Origin of the sequence: Aquabacterium sp., assembly GCF_034003525.1 — a bacterium.
GTDB lineage: Bacteria > Pseudomonadota > Gammaproteobacteria > Burkholderiales > Burkholderiaceae_C > Aquabacterium.
In genome coordinates, this window is record NZ_JAVEYN010000028.1 from 1 (window position 1) to 19,264 (window position 19,264).

General features: G+C 59.9%; 16 protein-coding genes and 1 pseudogene. 10 read left to right on the top strand and 7 right to left on the bottom strand.

Translation table 11 applies throughout. The features are described 5' to 3' along the window. Window positions 1–111: 111 nt before the first annotated feature. Window positions 112–453, top strand: a complete 342-nt coding sequence (locus RBT42_RS13990) for a hypothetical protein (RefSeq protein ID WP_320366170.1) — start codon at window positions 112–114, stop codon at window positions 451–453. A gap of 288 nt (window positions 454–741) precedes the next feature. After that, the gene (locus RBT42_RS13995) at window positions 742–1,947 is read left to right on the top strand and encodes a hypothetical protein (RefSeq protein WP_320366172.1); all 1,206 of its coding nucleotides are present in this window, start codon (window positions 742–744) and stop codon (window positions 1,945–1,947) included. Window positions 1,948–2,838: 891 nt separating this feature from the next. On the opposite strand, the gene RBT42_RS14000 is transcribed toward RBT42_RS13995, so the two are convergent. Then, on the bottom strand, window positions 2,839–3,975 hold the full coding sequence (locus RBT42_RS14000) for an AAA family ATPase (RefSeq protein ID WP_320366174.1): 1,137 nt from the start codon (window positions 3,973–3,975) through the stop codon (window positions 2,839–2,841). An 11-nt stretch (window positions 3,976–3,986) separates the two neighbouring features. Then, window positions 3,987–4,457 (bottom strand): hypothetical protein, encoded by a 471-nt coding sequence (locus RBT42_RS14005; RefSeq protein WP_320366176.1) that lies wholly within the window; start codon window positions 4,455–4,457, stop codon window positions 3,987–3,989. Window positions 4,458–4,617: 160 nt separating this feature from the next. Between RBT42_RS14005 and RBT42_RS14010 the strand changes: the two genes are divergently transcribed. The 8 genes and pseudogenes from RBT42_RS14010 to RBT42_RS14045 form a co-directional block, all read left to right on the top strand. Then, window positions 4,618–4,890 carry a helix-turn-helix domain-containing protein gene (locus RBT42_RS14010; RefSeq protein ID WP_320366178.1) on the top strand — a complete coding sequence of 91 codons (273 nt, stop codon included), beginning with the start codon at window positions 4,618–4,620 and terminating at the stop codon, window positions 4,888–4,890. Window positions 4,891–5,025: 135 nt separating this feature from the next. Continuing rightward, window positions 5,026–7,632, top strand: a complete 2,607-nt coding sequence (locus RBT42_RS14015) for a type I restriction-modification system subunit M (RefSeq protein WP_320366180.1) — start codon at window positions 5,026–5,028, stop codon at window positions 7,630–7,632. A 1-nt stretch (window position 7,633) separates the two neighbouring features. Continuing rightward, a complete protein-coding gene (locus RBT42_RS14020) occupies window positions 7,634–8,866 on the top strand; it encodes a restriction endonuclease subunit S (RefSeq protein ID WP_320366182.1) in 1,233 nt (410 codons plus the stop codon). An 18-nt stretch (window positions 8,867–8,884) separates the two neighbouring features. Continuing rightward, window positions 8,885–12,067: a type I restriction endonuclease subunit R, EcoR124 family gene (locus RBT42_RS14025; protein WP_320366184.1), complete on the top strand. Its 3,183-nt coding sequence runs from the start codon at window positions 8,885–8,887 to the stop codon at window positions 12,065–12,067. After that, on the top strand, window positions 12,064–13,227 hold the full coding sequence (locus RBT42_RS14030; protein ID WP_320366186.1) for a hypothetical protein: 1,164 nt from the start codon (window positions 12,064–12,066) through the stop codon (window positions 13,225–13,227). The genes RBT42_RS14025 and RBT42_RS14030 overlap by 4 nt, the downstream gene beginning before the upstream one ends. A 186-nt stretch (window positions 13,228–13,413) precedes the next feature. Next, a complete protein-coding gene (locus RBT42_RS14035; protein WP_320366188.1) occupies window positions 13,414–13,659 on the top strand; it encodes an MbcA/ParS/Xre antitoxin family protein in 246 nt (81 codons plus the stop codon). A gap of 111 nt (window positions 13,660–13,770) precedes the next feature. Continuing rightward, window positions 13,771–14,109, top strand: a complete 339-nt coding sequence (locus tag RBT42_RS14040) for a hypothetical protein (RefSeq protein WP_320366190.1) — start codon at window positions 13,771–13,773, stop codon at window positions 14,107–14,109. A gap of 152 nt (window positions 14,110–14,261) precedes the next feature. Then, window positions 14,262–14,384, top strand: a pseudogene (locus RBT42_RS14045) (exodeoxyribonuclease III); the annotation flags it as partial. A gap of 21 nt (window positions 14,385–14,405) precedes the next feature. Here RBT42_RS14045 and RBT42_RS14050 read toward each other — a convergent pair. The 5 genes from RBT42_RS14050 to RBT42_RS14070 form a co-directional block, all read right to left on the bottom strand. Further along, the gene (locus tag RBT42_RS14050; RefSeq protein WP_320366192.1) at window positions 14,406–15,353 is read right to left on the bottom strand and encodes a sensor domain-containing diguanylate cyclase; all 948 of its coding nucleotides are present in this window, start codon (window positions 15,351–15,353) and stop codon (window positions 14,406–14,408) included. 63 nt (window positions 15,354–15,416) lie between these two features. Then, window positions 15,417–15,851 (bottom strand): hypothetical protein, encoded by a 435-nt coding sequence (locus RBT42_RS14055; protein WP_320366194.1) that lies wholly within the window; start codon window positions 15,849–15,851, stop codon window positions 15,417–15,419. 30 nt (window positions 15,852–15,881) lie between these two features. Beyond that, window positions 15,882–16,292: a hypothetical protein gene (locus RBT42_RS14060; RefSeq protein WP_320366196.1), complete on the bottom strand. Its 411-nt coding sequence runs from the start codon at window positions 16,290–16,292 to the stop codon at window positions 15,882–15,884. Window positions 16,293–16,410: 118 nt separating this feature from the next. Continuing rightward, entirely contained in the window at window positions 16,411–17,514 is a 1,104-nt protein-coding gene (locus RBT42_RS14065) for an HD-GYP domain-containing protein (RefSeq protein ID WP_320366197.1), read from the bottom strand. 67 nt (window positions 17,515–17,581) lie between these two features. Beyond that, a complete protein-coding gene (locus RBT42_RS14070) occupies window positions 17,582–19,261 on the bottom strand; it encodes a diguanylate cyclase (RefSeq protein ID WP_320366199.1) in 1,680 nt (559 codons plus the stop codon). Window positions 19,262–19,264: the final 3 nt, after the last annotated feature.

Consider the following 19,264-nt stretch of genomic DNA (forward strand, 5'->3'; position numbering starts at 1 on the left):
ACGGCCAAGGGGCCACGACTGGGGCTCAATACGCCCCGTATCTGCCCTTTGAACGCAAAAAAGTGTCGTCATCTGAAATAACAGCCCCAAGCCGCCGCGTCAGCGGTGGTTGTGCAGACCTTCCTTAAGCATGAGGCTGAGTCGCACCAGGCAACCAAAGCAAGTCATGCTGAGGTCAATGCCAACTTGGTAGCCGCGAATTCCGACCTTGCGAACTCCAAGCGCGAGCTAAAGGAAGTACGCGATGAAAACTCCGCGATCAAACGCGAGCAACAAGCCGCGCAAGCTCAATTGCTCCAAATCAACGAACGCGTCGACATGCTGACGCACACCAACGGAATCCTTTCCACGCAACTCCAGCTTTTGCTCAATCGGATCCGGGGAGTTTGTCCGGACATCGCAGATGAGTTCGTCTTGGACGCTCATCAGACACGCAAAAGTGAAGCGGTCTGATGCAAGCCGTGTGATCGACGATTCCGTGCTGGAAACGGTGCCGTAATGGGCCGTTATCGGGGGGCAGGAAAGTCGGTCAATGTACCCCCCGATAACGTGCCCCGTACCCCAAAACTTGCTTTTGGGGGACGCGTAGCGGAGGGGCTGCCGGTGTTGACGTAGGCAGTTGTCGTGACAGTGGCCGAGACATCAGTCGAGGCCGCTGGCGCGACAGGTGCGGGCGGAAACAGCGGCGCGCATTAGGCGAAGCCTAATGCGCTTCTCGGCACCGTTTTGTACGGAATCGATATGGAAAAAGACAATCAAAGTGCCTCCACCTCGAATGGCGATGTTAACCAGCATGCGAATGTCGCAGGAACATCGCAGCAGTCAGCGCAGAGCGATCAATACAGCCAGGCGGATATTTTGCGAATCGAGGACATGCCGCCTGATCAGCGCCAAGCTGCGTACGCAGTGATCAAGCAATCTCGTGCAGCGATCAAGGCGGCGAAGAGCCGCTCGCCATCAACGGTGTTGCAGTACGAGAAAAAGTTCAAGCGGCTGATGTGCAAGAAAGAGGAGGACTACAGTGACTCTGATCTCGAGAGCTGGCTGAACACGCTGCTTGAATATGTCGGTAACAAAAACTCTTTCAAAGGCTACAAGGCGGCACTCTGCCTAGAGTTTGAGCGTCGTGTCCAGAGTGATCTGGCACTGCAGGACCAGATGCAACGTGGCGATTACGACGCGTTGGTTTGGCAAGGTGTCGTGTATCGACTAGGCCAAAACTTGGAAACCCTCATGGCTTTACAGGCGATCACCCGTGAATCGCCCTACTGGATGGATCTGGCGAAAGAGAACCGTCGAGGCACAAACAAGCTCGAAGACTTTAAAACTCTCAACAAGCGGAAGAAAAACTGGCTTTGGCTATTCATGATGGCCATGAGGCGAACCAAATACTTCGATGCAGTCAGGGCCATGTTCATGGTTGGATGTCGGCCAGATGAGTTGCAAGCGGGGCTGCTCATCGAGCGTTGTGGCCCTCAAGAATTCACGATCAAGGTCGATGGGGCAAAAGTTACAGATACATCCGGACAACCATGGCGAAGTCTCACGTTCACGGAGGCATCCTTGCCTCGAGTTTGGGCGAGGTCGCTTAGGGAAAAAAACCAACTCTTGATCAAAGTGAAATCGAAGGATGCCCTTCGAAAATCGATGGGAGATGTGAGCGACCGGGTCCTACCAGGGCTGCCCCATGTCACCGGATACATCTTTCGGGAACTGTTCGCTTCTAATCTCCGTGAGCATTGCGGCAACGAAGGAGTCTCCGCTGGCCTAGGCCACCTTTCACCCGACTCACAAACCTACTACGGACTGAAAAAGAAAAGTGGGGGCCGTCGCAATCAGTGGAAACGTATGCCCACCCAAATTGAGGTAGCCAGGCCCATTCCGGCCCCCAATCGTTCAGGGCTTGACCGACTGCTTGGCAAGAAAGTCATTAGAAAGAAGCCTTGAGAGTGCGGTGACCAACGCGCAGGCTTCGCGGAACACCTCAAGGCACCGTTGGATGGCGCAACTCAGTGTGTCAATGGCATCTTGCACCATCCTTTAGCACCGGGAAGGAGTGGGGAGCGAGGGGGGAGGCCAAGCAAGAAGAGGCATTGGGGGGGATGGGAGCGGGGGCGCATGCTAGAAGTCACTTCAACGCATTTCGCTTCCAAGGATGGGGAGGCCTCAGCATTACTGCGTCACCGTGACTGTATGCCGGCGGTTTGAAGCGAAGTCGTTACTGCTGGGCATCTTCAGCGGCCATCACGTCCGTCGTGTGCACTCGACGCCTTTGCTCCGCACGCCGATCAGCCTCATCCTCCAAAAGCATCCCCAGCTTAATAAGCCAGCCCGTCAACACGTTGAGGTCGTTGTTAGTCAGGTATCGCAGCTGCAGATCTGCAGTCACAGGCAGGTTACGCCACATGTATGTCGGAATTGCTGCTCGCACCAAGTGCGGCAACTGATGCTCCGCCCAAACAGCTTCCTCGTTTCCCATGTGGCCCAAATTGGTTTGTAACCAGTCCAGCTGTTTGTTAAAGCTCAGAGGCAGCTGGCAGGATGCACACCGCACAATGACTCTGGTGCCATTACGCCTAGGTTTTCCCACGGCGCCACAAACACTGCATGTTGCTTGCATTAAGCGCACCGCTTTTCGTGCAAAGCCCCACGGGACGGGATCTGCGATTGCTGTCGGCCGTGATGTTGAATATGCCGCATGGCTAAGCAACTCGACCTCAAATGACTTACCCGTAGCGCGAAGGTATTGGTGTGCACACCGCTTAGCAATGTCTGCCCAGGGGCCGCAGACATCGGGGTCCAGCAAATGCTCATCGATTCTCATGCTTTGTTTCCTTCTTAAATGAATCCAACTCGCTGTGGCGCCGGAGTGGTGCGACGTGCATATGCCTCACGCGCAGCTTGGACATCGCTCACTTGAATTTGTGTACGCCGACATGACGCGGCATGCGCAGCAGCGGCCTCAATGAGTCCAGCAAGCTCCCGTGGGGTACATCCCTTGAACTCATTAGCTACTTGATCTGCCAGTCGTTCTGGGAAAGCCACGCCCCAGCTTGCATGCGCGCGCCGTGTGCGATAGACACTGTGTGCAATAGCCGGCATCTGACTGTCAGTGGGCGCACAAATCACAAACTCAGCGAAACGCGACCGCATTGCAGGTTCAATTGCGCCGGCATCATTACATGTGGCAATCCACATGAGATGTGATGCATTCAAGGCGACTTCAACGTACTCATCCTTGAATGATCGCGCGGAGGACGGCTCCAGCAGGGTATACAACGGACCCATGGGCGGATAGTTCCCCTCACTGGCCTTGTCCAACTCATCCACCAGAAGAAGGCCTGCGGCCGAGGGCGTCTGCAGCAGTGACCACACAGCCCCTGGTCGCGCCGATGACCACGATGAATGGGAGCCGGCCAAGACAAAACTGGCAGTGACCGAGGCCATGTCTACGCGGCTAATAGGTACACCCAGGCACCGCGCTACTGCTTCACTGAATGCCGTCTTGCCAACACCCGGCAGTCCTGCGAGGAGAATCGGCGGCATCGAGAACACGCGCCCCGGACTCACAGCTGCCAAGGCGGCTCGCTGACGCATCACGGCAATGACCTCAGCAAAATGCGGGAATTGCTCCTCCAGTTTGTCCAGTGCCGATGCCGCAGGACAGGTAGCCAAGCGACGAATGGCGCCCAGGGACTTGGCCTTTTTTAACTCGGCTTCAAGCAGCCGCTCCGAGCCCTTTTTGGCACCCTCCATGCGCGTGGCCAACTCGGCTTCATCGAAAAGCTGGATTTCGCCTGGGCGCATCAGATCGGTACTGCAAGTGGTCATACCAGCCAGCAGCGGCTCAAGTTCCGCTGCATGGCACTCAATGGCCATCTTCAGCAGCGCGAGTTGCAGCGCTGTGTCGCGATCAGCCCTTTTACGACCACCCAGTGTGGTGGTTGTCGTGTGGCTTTGAGTTGCGGTCTCCATTGCTGCCCCCCTCATTTAAGCCGCTGCAGCTTCTTGTAGTACTGCTCGCGTGCCCGCCACACCGAGTCAGGCAGACCTCCGCAACCGGGCAGAACGCCCATGGCGCAGTTCCCCCAGGCTTCAATGGCCACCCCCGCCTCGACCGACTTGCGGTACAGGTCAGGCTTCAGGAGTTGCAGGACGCGCAGCGCGTGAATGCCGTCGTAGCGTAGGTCGTAGACCCTTCTGTTTTGTTTGCTAGTGCGGCGGACAGACACAAGACAAGACTGCAAGCCCAGGATCTGCTGGAAGCGCTGAACAGTGTCGTGGCAGTTCTGAACGACCGACAGACAAAGTCTGTAGGTCGGGTGCTTTCTACCGCGCTGGGTCTGCTTGCTAATCAACACGCAGCCGTCGCCGTCAAACAGGCCGGCGGCCCAAGCGAGGAGGTGGCGATCAGCGGTGTAGGCGCCAAGTGGGGAGTACTTAAGTGCGGGAGTCATGAAGCCCTTTCGTGTTTTACACGCATCACATGTAGCGTGTACACATCTTATGAAGGGCATTGACTGCTGTGTTGCCTATTTTCACCGAATACGACATGTGTCGCGTATACGCAACGTACGGTGACTTCTACAATGCATATGTTTACCAATGGAGGGGCCAATGATCCGACTCCGATTAACCGAGTTGTTGGCAGATGCATCGTTCCGACGAGGACGTCGCGTCGAGTTGATGGAAGTAGCCCAGGCCACAGGCATTCACCGCACCACGCTGTCAAAAATGGTGAACGTGCGGGGCTACAACGCCACGCTTTCGAACATCGACGCGCTATGCAAGTTCTTCGGATGCGATGTCGGCGACATTGCGACATACGTTCCTGACGAAGACGTGCCATCAGCCATTGACTCAGAGCGCCCACCTTCGGTCAACGAATGATCGTTGGCGGCACGAGCCGATGTTTGGACCCGTGCCTGTAGGCATGCAGTAGCGCTCCACTTTCCTGGATGGGTCCGAAGCCTCAATGTTTGAGCGCAGCCCAAGCCCGACATCCAACAACTAGTCCATACCGCCGTGAACAAGCAGCAGCTCGCATCAAAAATCTGGGAGTCAGCCAACCAGATGCGCTCGAAGATTGAGGCCAATGAATACAAGGACTACATCCTTGGCTTCATCTTCTACAAGTACCTCTCCGACAAGCTAGTGGCCTTCGCCACGGCCGAGGGCTTCACGGACGAAGACTTCAGTGCGTTGACTGAAGAGGACACGGAAACCGTTGACCACTTCAAGTCCAATCTGGGCTACTTCATTGCACACAAGCACCTGTTTTCGACTTGGCTGGATCAAACCAGCGACTTCACTGTCGGCGATGTGCGCGAAGCCTTGTCGGCGTTCAGTCGCCTGATCCACCCGAATCACAAGCGGCTGTTCGAGGGCATCTTCAAGACGCTGGAAACCGGCCTGAGCAAGCTGGGCGACACCGCTACGAAGCAGACCAAGGCGATCAGCGAGCTCCTGCAGTTGATCAAAGACATCCCCATGGATGGCAAGCAGAGCTACGACGTGCTCGGCTTCATCTACGAGTACCTCATTGGCATGTTTGCCGCCAATGCAGGAAAGAAGGCGGGCGAGTTTTACACCCCGCATGAGGTCTCTGTGCTGATGTCTGAGGTCATTGCGCACCACCTGAAAGACCGCGAGACCATCCAGATCTACGACTCCACCAGCGGCTCGGGATCGCTGCTGCTCAACATCGGCCAGGCCATCGCCAAGCACATGGGCGACAAAGACAGCATCAAGTACTACGCCCAAGAGCTGAAGGAGAACACCTACAACCTCACGCGCATGAACCTGGTCATGCGCGGCATCCTCCCGGGCAACATCGTCACGCGCAACGCCGACACGCTGGAAGACGACTGGCCGTACTTCGACGAGCAAGACCCGGTCAACAGCTACAACCCGCTGTACCTGGATGCGGTGGTATCGAACCCGCCCTACTCACAAAAGTGGGACCCGCAGCACAAAGAAGCTGACCCGCGCTATGCCCGCTTTGGCGTGGCCCCCAAGTCCAAGGCCGACTACGCCTTCCTGCTGCATGACCTGTACCACCTGAAGCCCAACGGCATCATGGCCATCGTCCTGCCACACGGTGTGCTGTTCCGCGGTGGTGACGAAGGCGTCATCCGCAAGCAGTTGATCGAGAACGATCACCTTGAGACCATCATCGGCCTGCCGGCCAACATCTTCTTCGGCACGGGCATTCCAACCGTCATCCTCGTGCTCCGGCAGAAGCGCGAAGGCAGCGATGTGCTGTTTGTGGACGCTTCCAAGGGCTTCGCCAAAGAAGGCAAGAACAACAAGCTGCGCGCTTGCGACATCAAGAAGATCACCGATGTGGTGGTCGCCCGCGCCACCGTGCCAGGCTTCAGCCGTCTGGTGCCCAAGACCGAGCTTCAAGGCGAGGCCAACGACTACAACCTCAACATTCCGCGCTACGTGGACTCGTCCGAGCCGCCCGAGAGCTGGGACCTGTACGCCTCGATGTTCGGCGGCATTCCGCTAAGTGAACTGGATGCGCTGGCCGACTACTGGAAGGCCTTCCCCAACTTGCGCGCGGCCTTGTTCACCTTGGATGGCACGCCGTACGCCCAGCCGAAGGTGGATGACCTGGCTGAGGCCGTGCGACAGCACCCTGAAGTGACAAAGTTCAACGAGGCCTTCACCCGTGCGTTCGACGGCTTCAAGCCCTGGCTGCACAGCGAGCTGATCGGCAAGATGCTCACGCTGCAGATCCCTCGCCAGGAGGCGCTGATCTGCGACCAACTGTTCGCCCGCTTGGCCAAGATCGGCGCAGTGCCGCTCATCGACAAGTACCAGGCCTATCAGGTCCTCGACGACCACTGGCAGCTCATCGCGGTGGATCTGGAAATCCTTCAGACCGAGGGCTTTGGCGCCACGCGCGTGGTTGACCCGAACTTCGTTGTCAAGAAGAAGGACGGCAAAGACGTGGAGGTGCAGGACGGCTGGAAAGGCCGCATCCTGCCTTTTGACTTGGTGCAGTTGGCTCACCACAAGAAGGAGCTAGACGCACTCCGCAAAAAGGAAGCCGAACTGGCTGATGTGGTTGCCCAGCTGGACGACCTGCTCGACAGCTTCAGCGACGATGAAAAGGCCAAGGACACCTTCAATGAAGCCGGTGACAAGTTCGTCGCAGCAGCCGTGGACAAGGAAGCCAAGGATGTGGCGGCTGATGCGGCTGATGCGGCGGCTGCAGCGACTTTCAGCACTGAGTCTTACGAAGCCAAAATCATCAAGGCATCCAAACTGCTGCCCAAAGAGAAGTCATTGAAAGCGGCCATCAAGAAGGACGCTGCAGCGCTTCACCTGATGACCAAGGCCACCATTGAGGCGCTGAGCGACGAGCAGGCGTACGCCTTGCTTGAAGGCAAGTGGCTCTCACCGCTGGTGGACGAGCTGCATCGCTTGCCTGACCTGGTGACATCCAGCCTCGCTGCCAAGCTGCAAGCTTTGGTAGAGAAGTACCGGATCACCTATGCCGACAACGCTCGTGACATCCAGCAAGCCGAGGACGCCCTGGTGGGCATGCTCGGAGAGCTGGATGGCGGCGAATTCGATCTCAAGGGCATCGAAGAACTGAAGACCTTGTTGGCAGGGAACTGACATGGCAGACAAGACCACAGGAAAGGTGCCACGCATTCGCTTCAAGGCATACACCGAGCCGTGGGCGGACGAGAAGATTGGCGATGTCATTGCCGAAAGGCGTCGCCCTATCGTGCTGGAGGACGACCAGCGCTACGAGCTCATCACGGTCAAGCGCCGCAATGAGGGCGTCGTCTCTCGCGGCCATCTGTTGGGGCGTGACATCCTGGTGAAGAACTACGCCGAGCTCAAGGCAGGTGACTTCGTCATTTCCAAGCGTCAGGTGGTTCACGGGGCGACCGGTATCGTGCCGCCTGCCTTGGATGGCGCCATCGTATCGAATGAGTATCTGACCGTCATCGACAGCAAGAAGCTACTCACGGAGTTCCTCACCATCGTAGCGAGCTTGCCTGCAATGCGCAGGAAGTTCTTTCTGAGCTCTTACGGCGTGGACATCGAAAAGCTTTTTTTCGATGTGGATGATTGGAAGAAGCGAAGTGTGATGCTACCCGATGTTCGGGAGCAGAGTCGTATGGGTCAGTTTTTCCGAAAACTAGATCAGCTGATTACCTTGCATCAGTGCAAGCATGACAAGCTGTTGACTCTAAAAAAGGCGATGCTTCAAAAAATGCTCCCAAAGATTGGAGCTGCCACGCCCGAAATTCGCTTTAATGGATTCACTGAAGCATGGAATCAGAGGAATCTTGGAGATATTTCTTCATTGCAGACAGGGTACCCATTCGAAGGAAAAAAATTCGTTGACAAGGGAATTCTTCTTGTTCGCGGAATGAATATTAAAAGGGGTTACTTAGATTCATCGAAAGAGGTTTCTGAGTATTGGTCTTCAATAGAAGGATTTGAAATTTTTCTGCTGAAAGACAATGACATTGTCATCCAAATGGACGGAGCCCTAATAGGTAAAAGTTTCGCCAAGATTGAGAAGGAAAACTTACCCGCCTTGCTTGTGCAGCGCGTAACAAGAATTAGATGCGCAATTGTGAACTGCGATTTTATTTACGCAAATATCCAGAAGGGCTTTCTGGATTATATTAGAGTGAACAAAACTGAAACCGCCGTTCCGCACCTTAGTCTTAATGACATTCGAAATTTTGCCGTTAAATTACCCTGCGAGGCCGAACAACAAAAAATCGGCGCCTACTTCCGCACGCTTGACGAACTAATTATCCAACACGCCACCCAACTCCAAAAGCTTCAACAAATCAAATCGTCCTGCCTCGCGAAAATGTTTGTTTAACATTTTCTTGGATCACCTATGACCACCTTCGCCAAAGAATCCGAATTTGAAGCTGCTGTCATCCACGAACTCCGCCAGCGCGGCTGGGGCGAGCTGGATGTCATCAAATGCCCCAGCGAGGCCGACCTGCTGGCGAACTGGAAGCAGATCCTCTTCGAGAACAACAGAAGCAAGGACCGGCTGAACGAGGTGCCGCTGACCGACAGCGAAATGCAGCAGGTGATGGAGCAGATCGTCGCCCTGCGCACGCCGCTGAAGTTGAACGGGTTCATCAACGGCAAGACGGTTGCCATCAAGCGGGACAACCCGAGCGACACGCTGCACTTTGGCAAAGAGGTGAGCCTGAAGGTCTACGACCGGCACGAGATCGCCGCCGGGCAAAGCCGTTACCAAATCGCGCAGCAACCGCCCTACGCCCGCGCCTCTGAGCTGCAGCATGACCGCCGGGGTGACCTGCTGCTGCTCATCAACGGCATGCCGGTGATCCACATCGAGCTGAAGAAGAGCGGTGTGCCGGTGAGCCAGGCCTACAACCAGATTCAGAAGTACGCACGCGAAGGCGTGTTCACCGGGCTGTTCTCACTTGTTCAGATCTTTGTGGCCATGGAGCCTGGAGAGGCGCTGTACTTCGCCAACCCTGGGCCAGACGGCAAGTTCAACAAGGACTACGCCTTCCACTGGGCGGACTTCAACAACGAGCCCATCAACGATTGGAGGGGCTTCACCTCCAACCTGCTATCCATCCCGATGGCACACCAGCTGATCGGCTTCTACACCGTGGCTGACGAGGCCGACGGTGTGCTGAAGGTGATGCGCAGCTACCAGTACTACGCCGCGCACGCCATCTCGGACAAGGTGGCCAAGACCGACTGGAAGAACCCGAACCGCCTGGGCGGCTACATCTGGCACACCACGGGCTCAGGCAAGACCATGACCAGCTTCAAGTCGGCCCAGCTCATCGCCAACTCCAAGGATGCCGACAAGGTGGTGTTCTTGCTGGACCGGGTGGAGCTGGGCACGCAGACGCTGAAGGCCTACCGGGACTTTGCCGGTGACAGCAACCAGGTGCAGGCCACCGAGAACACGGGTGTGCTGGTCAAAACGCTGAAGAGCACCGCGCCCGCAGATACGCTGATCGTCACGTCGATCCAGAAGATGAGCCGGATCACGGACGACGCTGATGGTTTGAAAGCGCACGACCTTGAAATCATGCGCGCCAAGCGCATCGTGTTCATCGTGGACGAGTGCCACCGAAACACCTTCGGCGACATGCTGGCCGACATCAAGGCGAGCTTTTCGGGCGCAGTGTTCTTCGGCTTTAGCGGCACGCCCATCCACAAGGAGAACATTCGCAAGGACAACACCACGACGGATGTCTTTGGCGATGAACTGCACCGCTACAGCATTGCCGATGGAATTCGCGACAAGAACGTGCTGGGCTTCGACCCCTACCAGGTTCTGACCTATCGTGACCGCGATCTGCGGCAGGCTGTGGCCCTGGAGCGGTCCAAGGCGGCGACTGTGGCCGAGGCGCTGGCGGACCCAGCCAAGAAGAAGGTCTTCAACCGGTACATGAAAGACGTGCCAATGGCGGGCCACCGCGACGCCGCTGGCGAGTACCAGCGTGGCATTGAGGACCACCTGCCGAACGCCCAGTACGAACGCGACGCGCACCGCAACGCGGTCGTGAAGGACATTGCCGACAATTGGGAGGTACTGAGCCAGGGCGGGAAGTTCCACGCCATCTTTGCTACCAGCAGCATCACCGAGGCGATCACCTACTACCGCCTCATGAAGACGCAGTGCCCCACACTGAAGATCACCGCGCTGTTCGATCCGCACATCAGCGATGACGAGACCAGCGGTACCGATCCGGCCTTCAAGGCAGAAGGGCTGGAAGAGATCATCAAGGACTACAACGCCACCTTTGGTCAGAAGTTCGACATGGGCACCCACGCGAACTTCAAGAAGGACCTGGCTGCGCGCCTGGCCCACAAGGCGCCTTACATCCGGGTCGAGGCGGAGCAGGAGAAGCGACTGGATATGCTGATCGTGGTGAACCAGATGCTGACCGGCTTCGACTCGAAGTGGGTCAACACGCTGTACTGCGACAAGTTGCTGGAGTACGAAAACATCATCCAGGCGTTCTCACGCACAAACCGGCTGTTCGGGCCAGACAAGCCGTTTGGCACCGTCCGCTACTACCGCAAGCCGCACACGATGAAACGCAACGTGGATGCGGCAGTAAAGCTGTACTCAGGCGACAAGCCAATCGGGCTCTTTGCCGACCAATTGCCCCGGAACCTGGAGCGCTTGAACGACTGCTTCACCGAGATCAGCGCCATCTTCAGCGCGGCGGGTATCGCCGACTTTGCCAAGTTGCCCGACGACTTGGCGGCGCGGGCGGCCTTCGCCAAGCAGTTCAATCAGTTCAGCGCCATCTTGGAGGCAGCGAAGATTCAGGGCTTCACTTGGGACAAGTCGCTCTACGAGTTCGATACCGAGCCCAAGCAGACGATAGCGGTGGCGATCACTCAGCAGCAGTACCTGACGCTGCTGCAGCGCTACAAGGAACTGGGGGCAGGCGGCGGTAGTGCCGGCGAGAGCATTCCGTTCGACATCGACAGCCACATCACCGAGATCGACACCGGCAAGATCGACGCGGACTACATGAACTCGCGCTTTGCGAAGTACCTCAAGGTCTTGCAAAGCGGTGACGGACCGGCCAAAGAGGCGACCCTGGCGGAGTTGCACCGCTCTTTCACATCGCTCTCACAGGAAGATCAAAGATTTGCCGAGATCTTTCTGCATGACATCCAGCGTGGCGATGCGCAGATTGATCCCGATCGAACCTTCCGGGACTACCTGGTTGACTACAAGGCTCGGGCGAAGAACAAGGAATTTGAAGCCGTTGTCGCAACTCTTGGTGTCGATCCAGTGAAGCTTGCTGCCCTCATGGATGCGCATGTCAACGAGGTCAACTTGAATGAGTATGGGCGATTTGACGATCTGCGCGCAACTGCTGACCCACAACGCGCCAAGGCCTACTTCGAGCGCATTGAGGGTACGCCTCTGCCCATGTTCAAGGTAAAGATCAAGGCTGCAAATTTGCTCCGTGATTTTCTGATTCGAGGAGTGCCGCCTTTGACCGACGCGGAATCGGACGTGCAGGGCTACGCAGACAACGGATCGTGCAGATGAAGCGCCAAGCGGTCAACCCAACATTAGGTGAGCTCGGGCTTTTGCCCAGGATTGACGCAGACATGTCAAGCCTGTTCGCCTGGCTAGAAGGAGCGAAGCTGACCCGACAGGCGCAGGTACTGGATCATGAGATCGAGAGCGACCTTCCAGGTGGGCGCGCACTGGCAGGCGGATTTGCCTTTGCTCAGAGTACAGGTCGAAGACAGGCGCAACCGCTCCGTACCGATGAACTTAAGGAGTTGAAGGAGAAATTCAAGGACTACGTCCCACAAGGTCTGACCAAGGAAGCTCTGTGGAGTGCTGCGAGTGAACCCAGAAGCGCCGTTCGCGCGCTCTCATGGGAAAAGCTACCGGCAGACGCGATGGCGTTCTATAGGCCCTTTCACTTCCCACCGTTTGACCAGTGGGGAATCTATCTCTTGGTTCAACCACTGCTTCGATACCACCATGATCTGATGACGCAAAGTCACGCGTCTGGCTTGTTTTCACCTGAGACCTTGATGCACTTGGTGCTGTTCGAGGTCTTCAACCACGAGTTTTTTCACCATCTAGTCGAATCCACAGCGACCACCCTGGAAATCATCCTCGCGACGCAGGGCGATCCACAACCGCTTTACCTTCGTCACAGACAGGCCCAACGCCTGAATGAGTTTAAGCACCCGCACGCCCCTCTCGAGGAGGCTTTGGCCAATGCCTACGCCTACAACGCCCTGGGCTTCATCAGCCGTGTGAAGCTCGGATTTAAGACCGCGAGCGTCAAGGCTTATCAGCGAGCAGTGGCTAACCACTGGAAGGTCGAGCCGGCAGGGTACTGCGACGCGGGTCATTACGCTGGCAGCGGCTACGTGGATGGCGCCGCGGCGTTGCTGGGTGAACTGCTGTCGCAGCCCGACCAAATGAACAAAGTCCCATTGGCTTCAATCGCGAAAAACGTCATGCCAAGCGGGTTCTCGGCTTTCGTCGCCAAGCCGGATATCCCAACCTGGCTGGTGGGAAGTCCCGAGGAGTTGAAGTTGTTCGAGACTCTGGTCCCTGCGCCGAATGAGGCATACACCCAGCTCTTCTGGCCTTACAACACGAGCTTGTACGACCAGTTCTTGCAAGCGAAACAGGCTGAGGAGAAGGCAAAACGAGCTGCAGCCAAGACGCGGAGTTCGTAGGCACATAAAGCCTCACCATCAGCTGCGGCTGACTCATCATGCGAATGCCTAGCGGATGGGGAAGCTCCCTTCAGCAGCCAGGCCAATCAGTTGGAAGCGGCCCTGGGCTAATCCGGATATCAGAGTGAAGTGCACTTGACAGCCGCCGAGACGTGCGTAACCTGTGGTCTGTTGGTAGGGTGAAATATGAAGACAGAGGACGTTCGCGCGCAAAATCCGGTGAGCCTTGATGTGGGCTTGATTGAGGCGCGCGAAGAGATCTTGCGGCTTCTGCGAATGACCTTTGAGACGTCCAAGGAGGCTCGTCGCTGGTGGAGATCTCCTCACCCGTTAATGGCAGGAGTTGCGCCGCTAGCTGCTGCAAAAACACTGGCTGGTGCCGTGCGCGTGCGTGACATGCTCATCGCCTTGCGATACGGGGGCGTCGTCTGACTCTGAGACCTTGAGTTGTCTCCAAGAATTCAAGCAGGCGCAAGATGTTGCGCTTAAGCTGGATCAGGCATCATCCTTCTGCCGCACGTTCAACTACTAGAGCCGCACGCCATGACCGCATCAAGTTGTGATTGCCGATCACCCAACAATGAGGTGCACTGGCAGGACTGGCGTGACCTCGGAATGACGGATCGCTATTGGGAGCTCAGCTTCATGAGGTGTCGCGGCTGTGGAGCACCGTGGCTGCGAGCCTTTCTCGAATATGAAGCATTCTCCAGGTCTGGGCGCTATTACCGTGCGCCCGTGGAAGAAGCTGCTCTCCCGGGCCTGACCCCCGATGCTGCACTAACGCTGATCGAAGCAGCACCCTTCAAAATTGCGGGCGGAAGTCGCTTTGATGGGCAAGAGCGGGTCGTAATCGATGCAGGAAAGCTATTGGATGCACCCTGAAGGGTCGCTGTATCACGCCGCTGTTTGTGCCCAAATCATCCTTGAGATGCCGTTGGTGCGCGTTGGAAGTTCTTGATCGAATTCAGGCACTCAGCCCCGTACTCACTGCAAAGGCTGCGTTGCACCTTCACTACACAATGCGGGTTTTTTGCCGCATGGACTACCACCTGGCGACGCCCGCACTGGCCGAGACGGCCCGGCAGGCGGCGGTGTTCAAGGAACAGTGGTTCAGCGACCATGCGCCGCTGACCGTGGACTACGACTTCAGCCTCTGAGGCCGAGGTCATCCGGCCCCTTCACAGGAGGTCGGCGCCGGCCTCGATCCGGTTCTTGCCCTTGTGCTTGGCAGCGTACAGGCGCTGGTCCACCGCGTCGATGAAGCGGGAAGGCGTCAGCTGCTCGCCGGGCACGACGGTGCCCACGCCGATGCTGACGGTGACGCGCTGCGCGTGCGGCGAGTCGGCGTGCGGGATCGCCAGTTTCTGGATGAGGCGCTGGCAGCGCTCGGCTACCTTCTGTGCGACCGTGGCATCGGCCCCGGGCAGCAGCACGATGAACTCCTCGCCGCCGAAACGGGCCACGAGGTCACGTGGGCCGTCAAGCGCCAGGCTGAGCGTGTGCGCGATGTCCACCAGGCAGCGGTCTCCGCGGACGTGGCCGTACAGGTCGTTGTACTGCTTGAAGTGGTCGATGTCGAAGAGCAGCACGGACAAGGGCTGGCGCAGGCGGCTGGCACTGTCCCACTCCAGCTCGAAGCTGGCATCGAAGCGGCGACGGTTGGCGATGTTGGTCAGCCCGTCCTTGAAGGACAAGGCTTCCAGCTCCTTCTGCAAGGCCAGGAGCTTTTCTTCGGTCTTCTTGCGCTCGCTGATGTCGAACATGAAGCCGATCAAGGCCTCGACCTCGCCCTGCGCGTTGCGCACCACGTGCACCACGTCGCGGATCCAGACGTAGCCGTTGTCCTTGGTCAGGGCCCGGTAGTCGGCCTCGTGGTCCACCCCGGCCTGCGACTGGGCGACACAGAAATTGACGACGGTGTCGCGGTCCTCCGGGTGCATGCGCGCCGCCCAGTCTTCCACGGTCATCCAGCTTTGGGGGCTCCAGCCCAGCAGGGCCTCGATCTGAGGGCCGATGTAGGCAAACTGCTTGGTGGCCCAATCGATCTTCCAGGGGATGGCCTTGGTCGACTCCAGCAGGGTGCGGTACACCGCGTTGTCGCTGGGAAGTTCGTTGACGTCAGACATGGTCCATCTCTCGCTGTTCATCGGTTGAGGCTCGGTGCGCAGCGGTGTGGCACCGCGCCGTGCTCAGGCTGTGAGGTTCACAAAGGTGCCGACCGGCTGCCCCAGGTTGTTGACACTGGCAGGTGACGGCGTGGATGACCATGCCGAGAGGGGCTGGGCAGCGGGGGCAGCGGCGCTGGCGGGGATCGTGCCGGGCGTCGGGGCAACCATGGTGGCGGGCGCTGCGGGCGCTTCACCGAGGCGCGAGGCAAAGCTGACAAGTCGGTCTTGTGCTTGACCGGCATGGGCCACCGCCTGCTGGGCGCGGCTGTCCAGCCCGCGCGCGTTGGTTTCCGCCCGCACCGCCTCTTGCCAGGCGTCGCGCGCCTGAACCTGAAGGCTGTCGGCGACCTGCTGGGCCCGTTCCGCAGACTGCCTCAGGCGCGACACCGTGGGCGCCTGAAAACCGGCGCGCATCACCGTGGCGGCGGGCGACAGGGCAAGCGGGGTCGTGGCCATCACTCAGACGCGGTACTGCAAAAGGCGCGGTCAAGCCCGCAGCGACAGGGCCGGCTGCGAGGTCGAACGGGAGGAGCTTCGCACTGCGTCGTCGGACTGCTGCATGGCGGCGTAGGTGGCCGCCCCTTGCGCGGCCACGCGCGCGCGATCGGGGGCTGCGGCAGCGGTCGCGGGAGCCACATCGGTCGGGTTGACCGGTTGCAGGCTGGCGGTGGTCTGCGCCAGCACGGTGCGCGAGGCCGAATCCGCCAGGCGGCTTTGCGCATTCATCCAACCCGCGTCATCGACGGATTGCGCCCCCGTGCGGTCACGCTCCTCGACCAGCACGTCGGCCGAACGGGACACCATGCCGTCGGGACGCCGTTGCGAGGCTTCGGCGCGGGCTTGCATCGTGGCCCGGAGGTCCGATGGCCCCGTGGCGTTCTGGATGGCCATGGACATGGCGTGGTCTCCATTGAGGGTGGGCGAAAGACGACGCCCGTCGCTCGGAGTTTAAAAACGAACCCCGGCGGTGTCAAACCAGGCGCCCGAGCTCAGGCGGTGCGCACCGGCCTCGCCCTCAGACGCTGCCGATCAACTCGGCGAGCCGTTCGTCGGAGAGCCACACCGGCACCGACTGGGGGGACAGCAGGGCCACCACGGCATGCTCGTCGCGGGCGCTGTCACGCAGCAGCGCCGTCGGCGTCGACTCGCCGGCGGCGTTCGTCAGTGTGGCCACCAGCGGCAGGTGGGCTTTCTCGCCGCTGCGGACCACCACGCCCAACTCGCCCGAGGCCAGGCGGACCATGCTGCCCGGGGGGTAGACGCCAAAGGCCTTGATGAGTGCGAAGGTCAGCGGGCTGGAGGCAGACATCTGGTGGAGCCGGCGCCCTGCCTGGTGCGGACTCATCGCCGCCCGGTTCGCGCGACGGCTCAGTTGGGCCGTGTACACATCGGCAAAGCGCAGCAGCTCGGCCAACTCACCCACGTCTGTCATGCCGCAGGGGTAGCCTGCCCCACCAGGCACCTCATGGTGGGTGCGCACGGCTTCCAACCAGTCGGTGTCGGCGATGCCGACCGCGCTCAGCATCTCGGCGCTGCGGATCGGGTGCGCGTGGATGACCTCGCGCTGCTTGGTGGTCAGCGGCGAGACCTGATCGGCCAGGCGAGCCTGCAGGTCGAGGATGGACAGGTTCATCGTCAAGGCCGCCTGGAAGGCCTGGCGCTGCTCGTGCGGCTGCCAGCCGAGCTGACGCGCGGCAGCGTGACACGCCGTGGCGGCATGGATCGAGTGGTTCACCCCGTAGTGCCCGGAGCCGGTCACGGACTGACGCACCACCTGCGAGAGCGCGAGCTCGGGCGACAGGTCGATGAGCAGCAGCAACTGGTCGATGACGCTGTCGAGCGCGCCCACCAGTTGCGAGGGGGAGCCACACAGGGCCTGTTTGACCTCGCCGGCCACGCGGTGCCACTCGGCGGGCAAACGGACCCAGCGCCGGGCGGGCGGCTCGCGCTGCACCATCTGCAAGGCGTCGGCCACCTCGTCGAACTCGACCACGGCGCCCAGCTGGAGCAAACCTTGCAGCTGCGCCTCGTCGGCAATGCGCTCGCCGCGGGTCAGCAGCAGGCGCTGGGCATCGCGCACGCTGAACGGCAGCGGCTCGCCAATCACGACCTGGTTCAAGACAGAGGCGAGGGTGCAGACGCGCATGGGCCAACAACAGACAGGAAATCGGGCGGCGGTGGCTCGCTCAGGCCACGCTGTGCAGGGGGGATGGCAGCGCGGCCTCGACGCGGTTGCGCCCCAGGCGCTTGGCGTGCAGCAACGCGCCGTCGGCCGCTTCGGTGAGGTCGGCCGCCGCATCGAACATCGGGAAGGACGCCACGCCGGCGCTGAAAGTGGCGCGCAAGGCGCCACCCGGGTGCGCATGGGGCAAGGCTGCGAAGTCGCTGCGGATGCGGTCGATGACGGCGATGGCCTGCTCCAGGCTCACCCCCGGCAGCGCGATGAGGAACTCTTCGCCGCCATAGCGCCCGATGAGGTCGCTCGAGCGCAGGCGGCCTTTGAGCAGCCAGGCCAGGGCGCGGATCACCTGGTCGCCCACCGGGTGGCCGTAGGTGTCGTTGATGGCCTTGAAGTGGTCGATGTCGAGCATGGCCACCGTCAGGGCCCCCTGCCCTGCGGCCGTGCCCGGCTCACCGTCGGCAGGGGGCGTGCCCAGTTGCTGCACCAGGCTGGCCAGGCGGGACTTGGCGGCGGTGTGGTTGAGCAGGCCCGTGAGGCCGTCGAGCCGGGTCGAGCGCTGGGTTTCGCGAAAGCGCTCGATCTTGGTCTTGACCACGGCAGCGAGCAGCACCGGGTTGAAGGGTTTGGTGAGGAACTGGTCGCCGCCCAGACGCAAGGCCTCGACCTGCATGCCGACGTCGGTGGCGCCCGACAGATAGACGATGGGCAGGGTGCTGTAGGCCGACATCTGGCGCAGCACGCGGGTGGCCTCGACGCCGTTGAAGCGCGGCATGAACATGTCCATCAGCACGAGGTCGGGCCGGTACGATTCGAGCACATCGAACAGGGTGCCCGGGTCGCGGATGGCGTGGCTGTCGATGCCGTGTTCGGCCAGGGTGCGCTGGATCAGGGCGACGGCCACACGCGAGTCTTCGACCACCAGCACGCGGAACTTTTCCTGCTCGATGTTCTGCACCAGGTCCAGGATGCGATCGAGGACCCGGGCGGACTGCTCTTCGGCGGGGATGGCGACATCGATGCCGGCGCGCATCAGCGCGACGATGGGCTCGATGGCCGAGTCCACGCCGAGGTAGAACAGCTGGCTGGCCGGACAGGTGGCCCGCACGGTGGTGATGAAGGACAGGTCGGCTTCGGAGCGCACCTCGCCGTTGGCCGGGATGAACAGCACCGCCAGCGGCCGCTCGCCCGTCGGCACGGCATCGCCCCAGGCCAGCTCGATCGTCTGAAAACCGAAGTAGCGCAACTGGTGGCCCAGCGCCTGCGCGAGTTCCTGCTGCGCGGGCGCGCTGATCAGCCACACCGCGCGCGGCTTGATCCAGTCCACCTCGGGTGCCCCCGCCGCCACGGCGCCCTCGACGCGCCGCTCGCGGTCGGGCACGTGCGGCTTGGCGCTGGCCACGGCGCCCATCAGGGTGTCGAGCTGACGCTGCAGGGCCGCGATGTCCTGCTCGCTCAGCGGGTGGGTGTCGTCCTGACCAAGTCGCGCCAGCGCAGCGTTTTCCAGGCCCTCGCACACGCGCACCAGGCCGGGCAGGCGCATGCGGTTGAGGTGCTCGGCCAGGCTGTTGACGGCCACCGCAAACTCGATGAACTGCTCGAAACGCCCTTCGGCAACGTAGAACTCCCAGCGCGTCCGCAACATGTAGAGGCGGTCATCGATGGAGCTCGGTGGGGAATCGGTCATGAC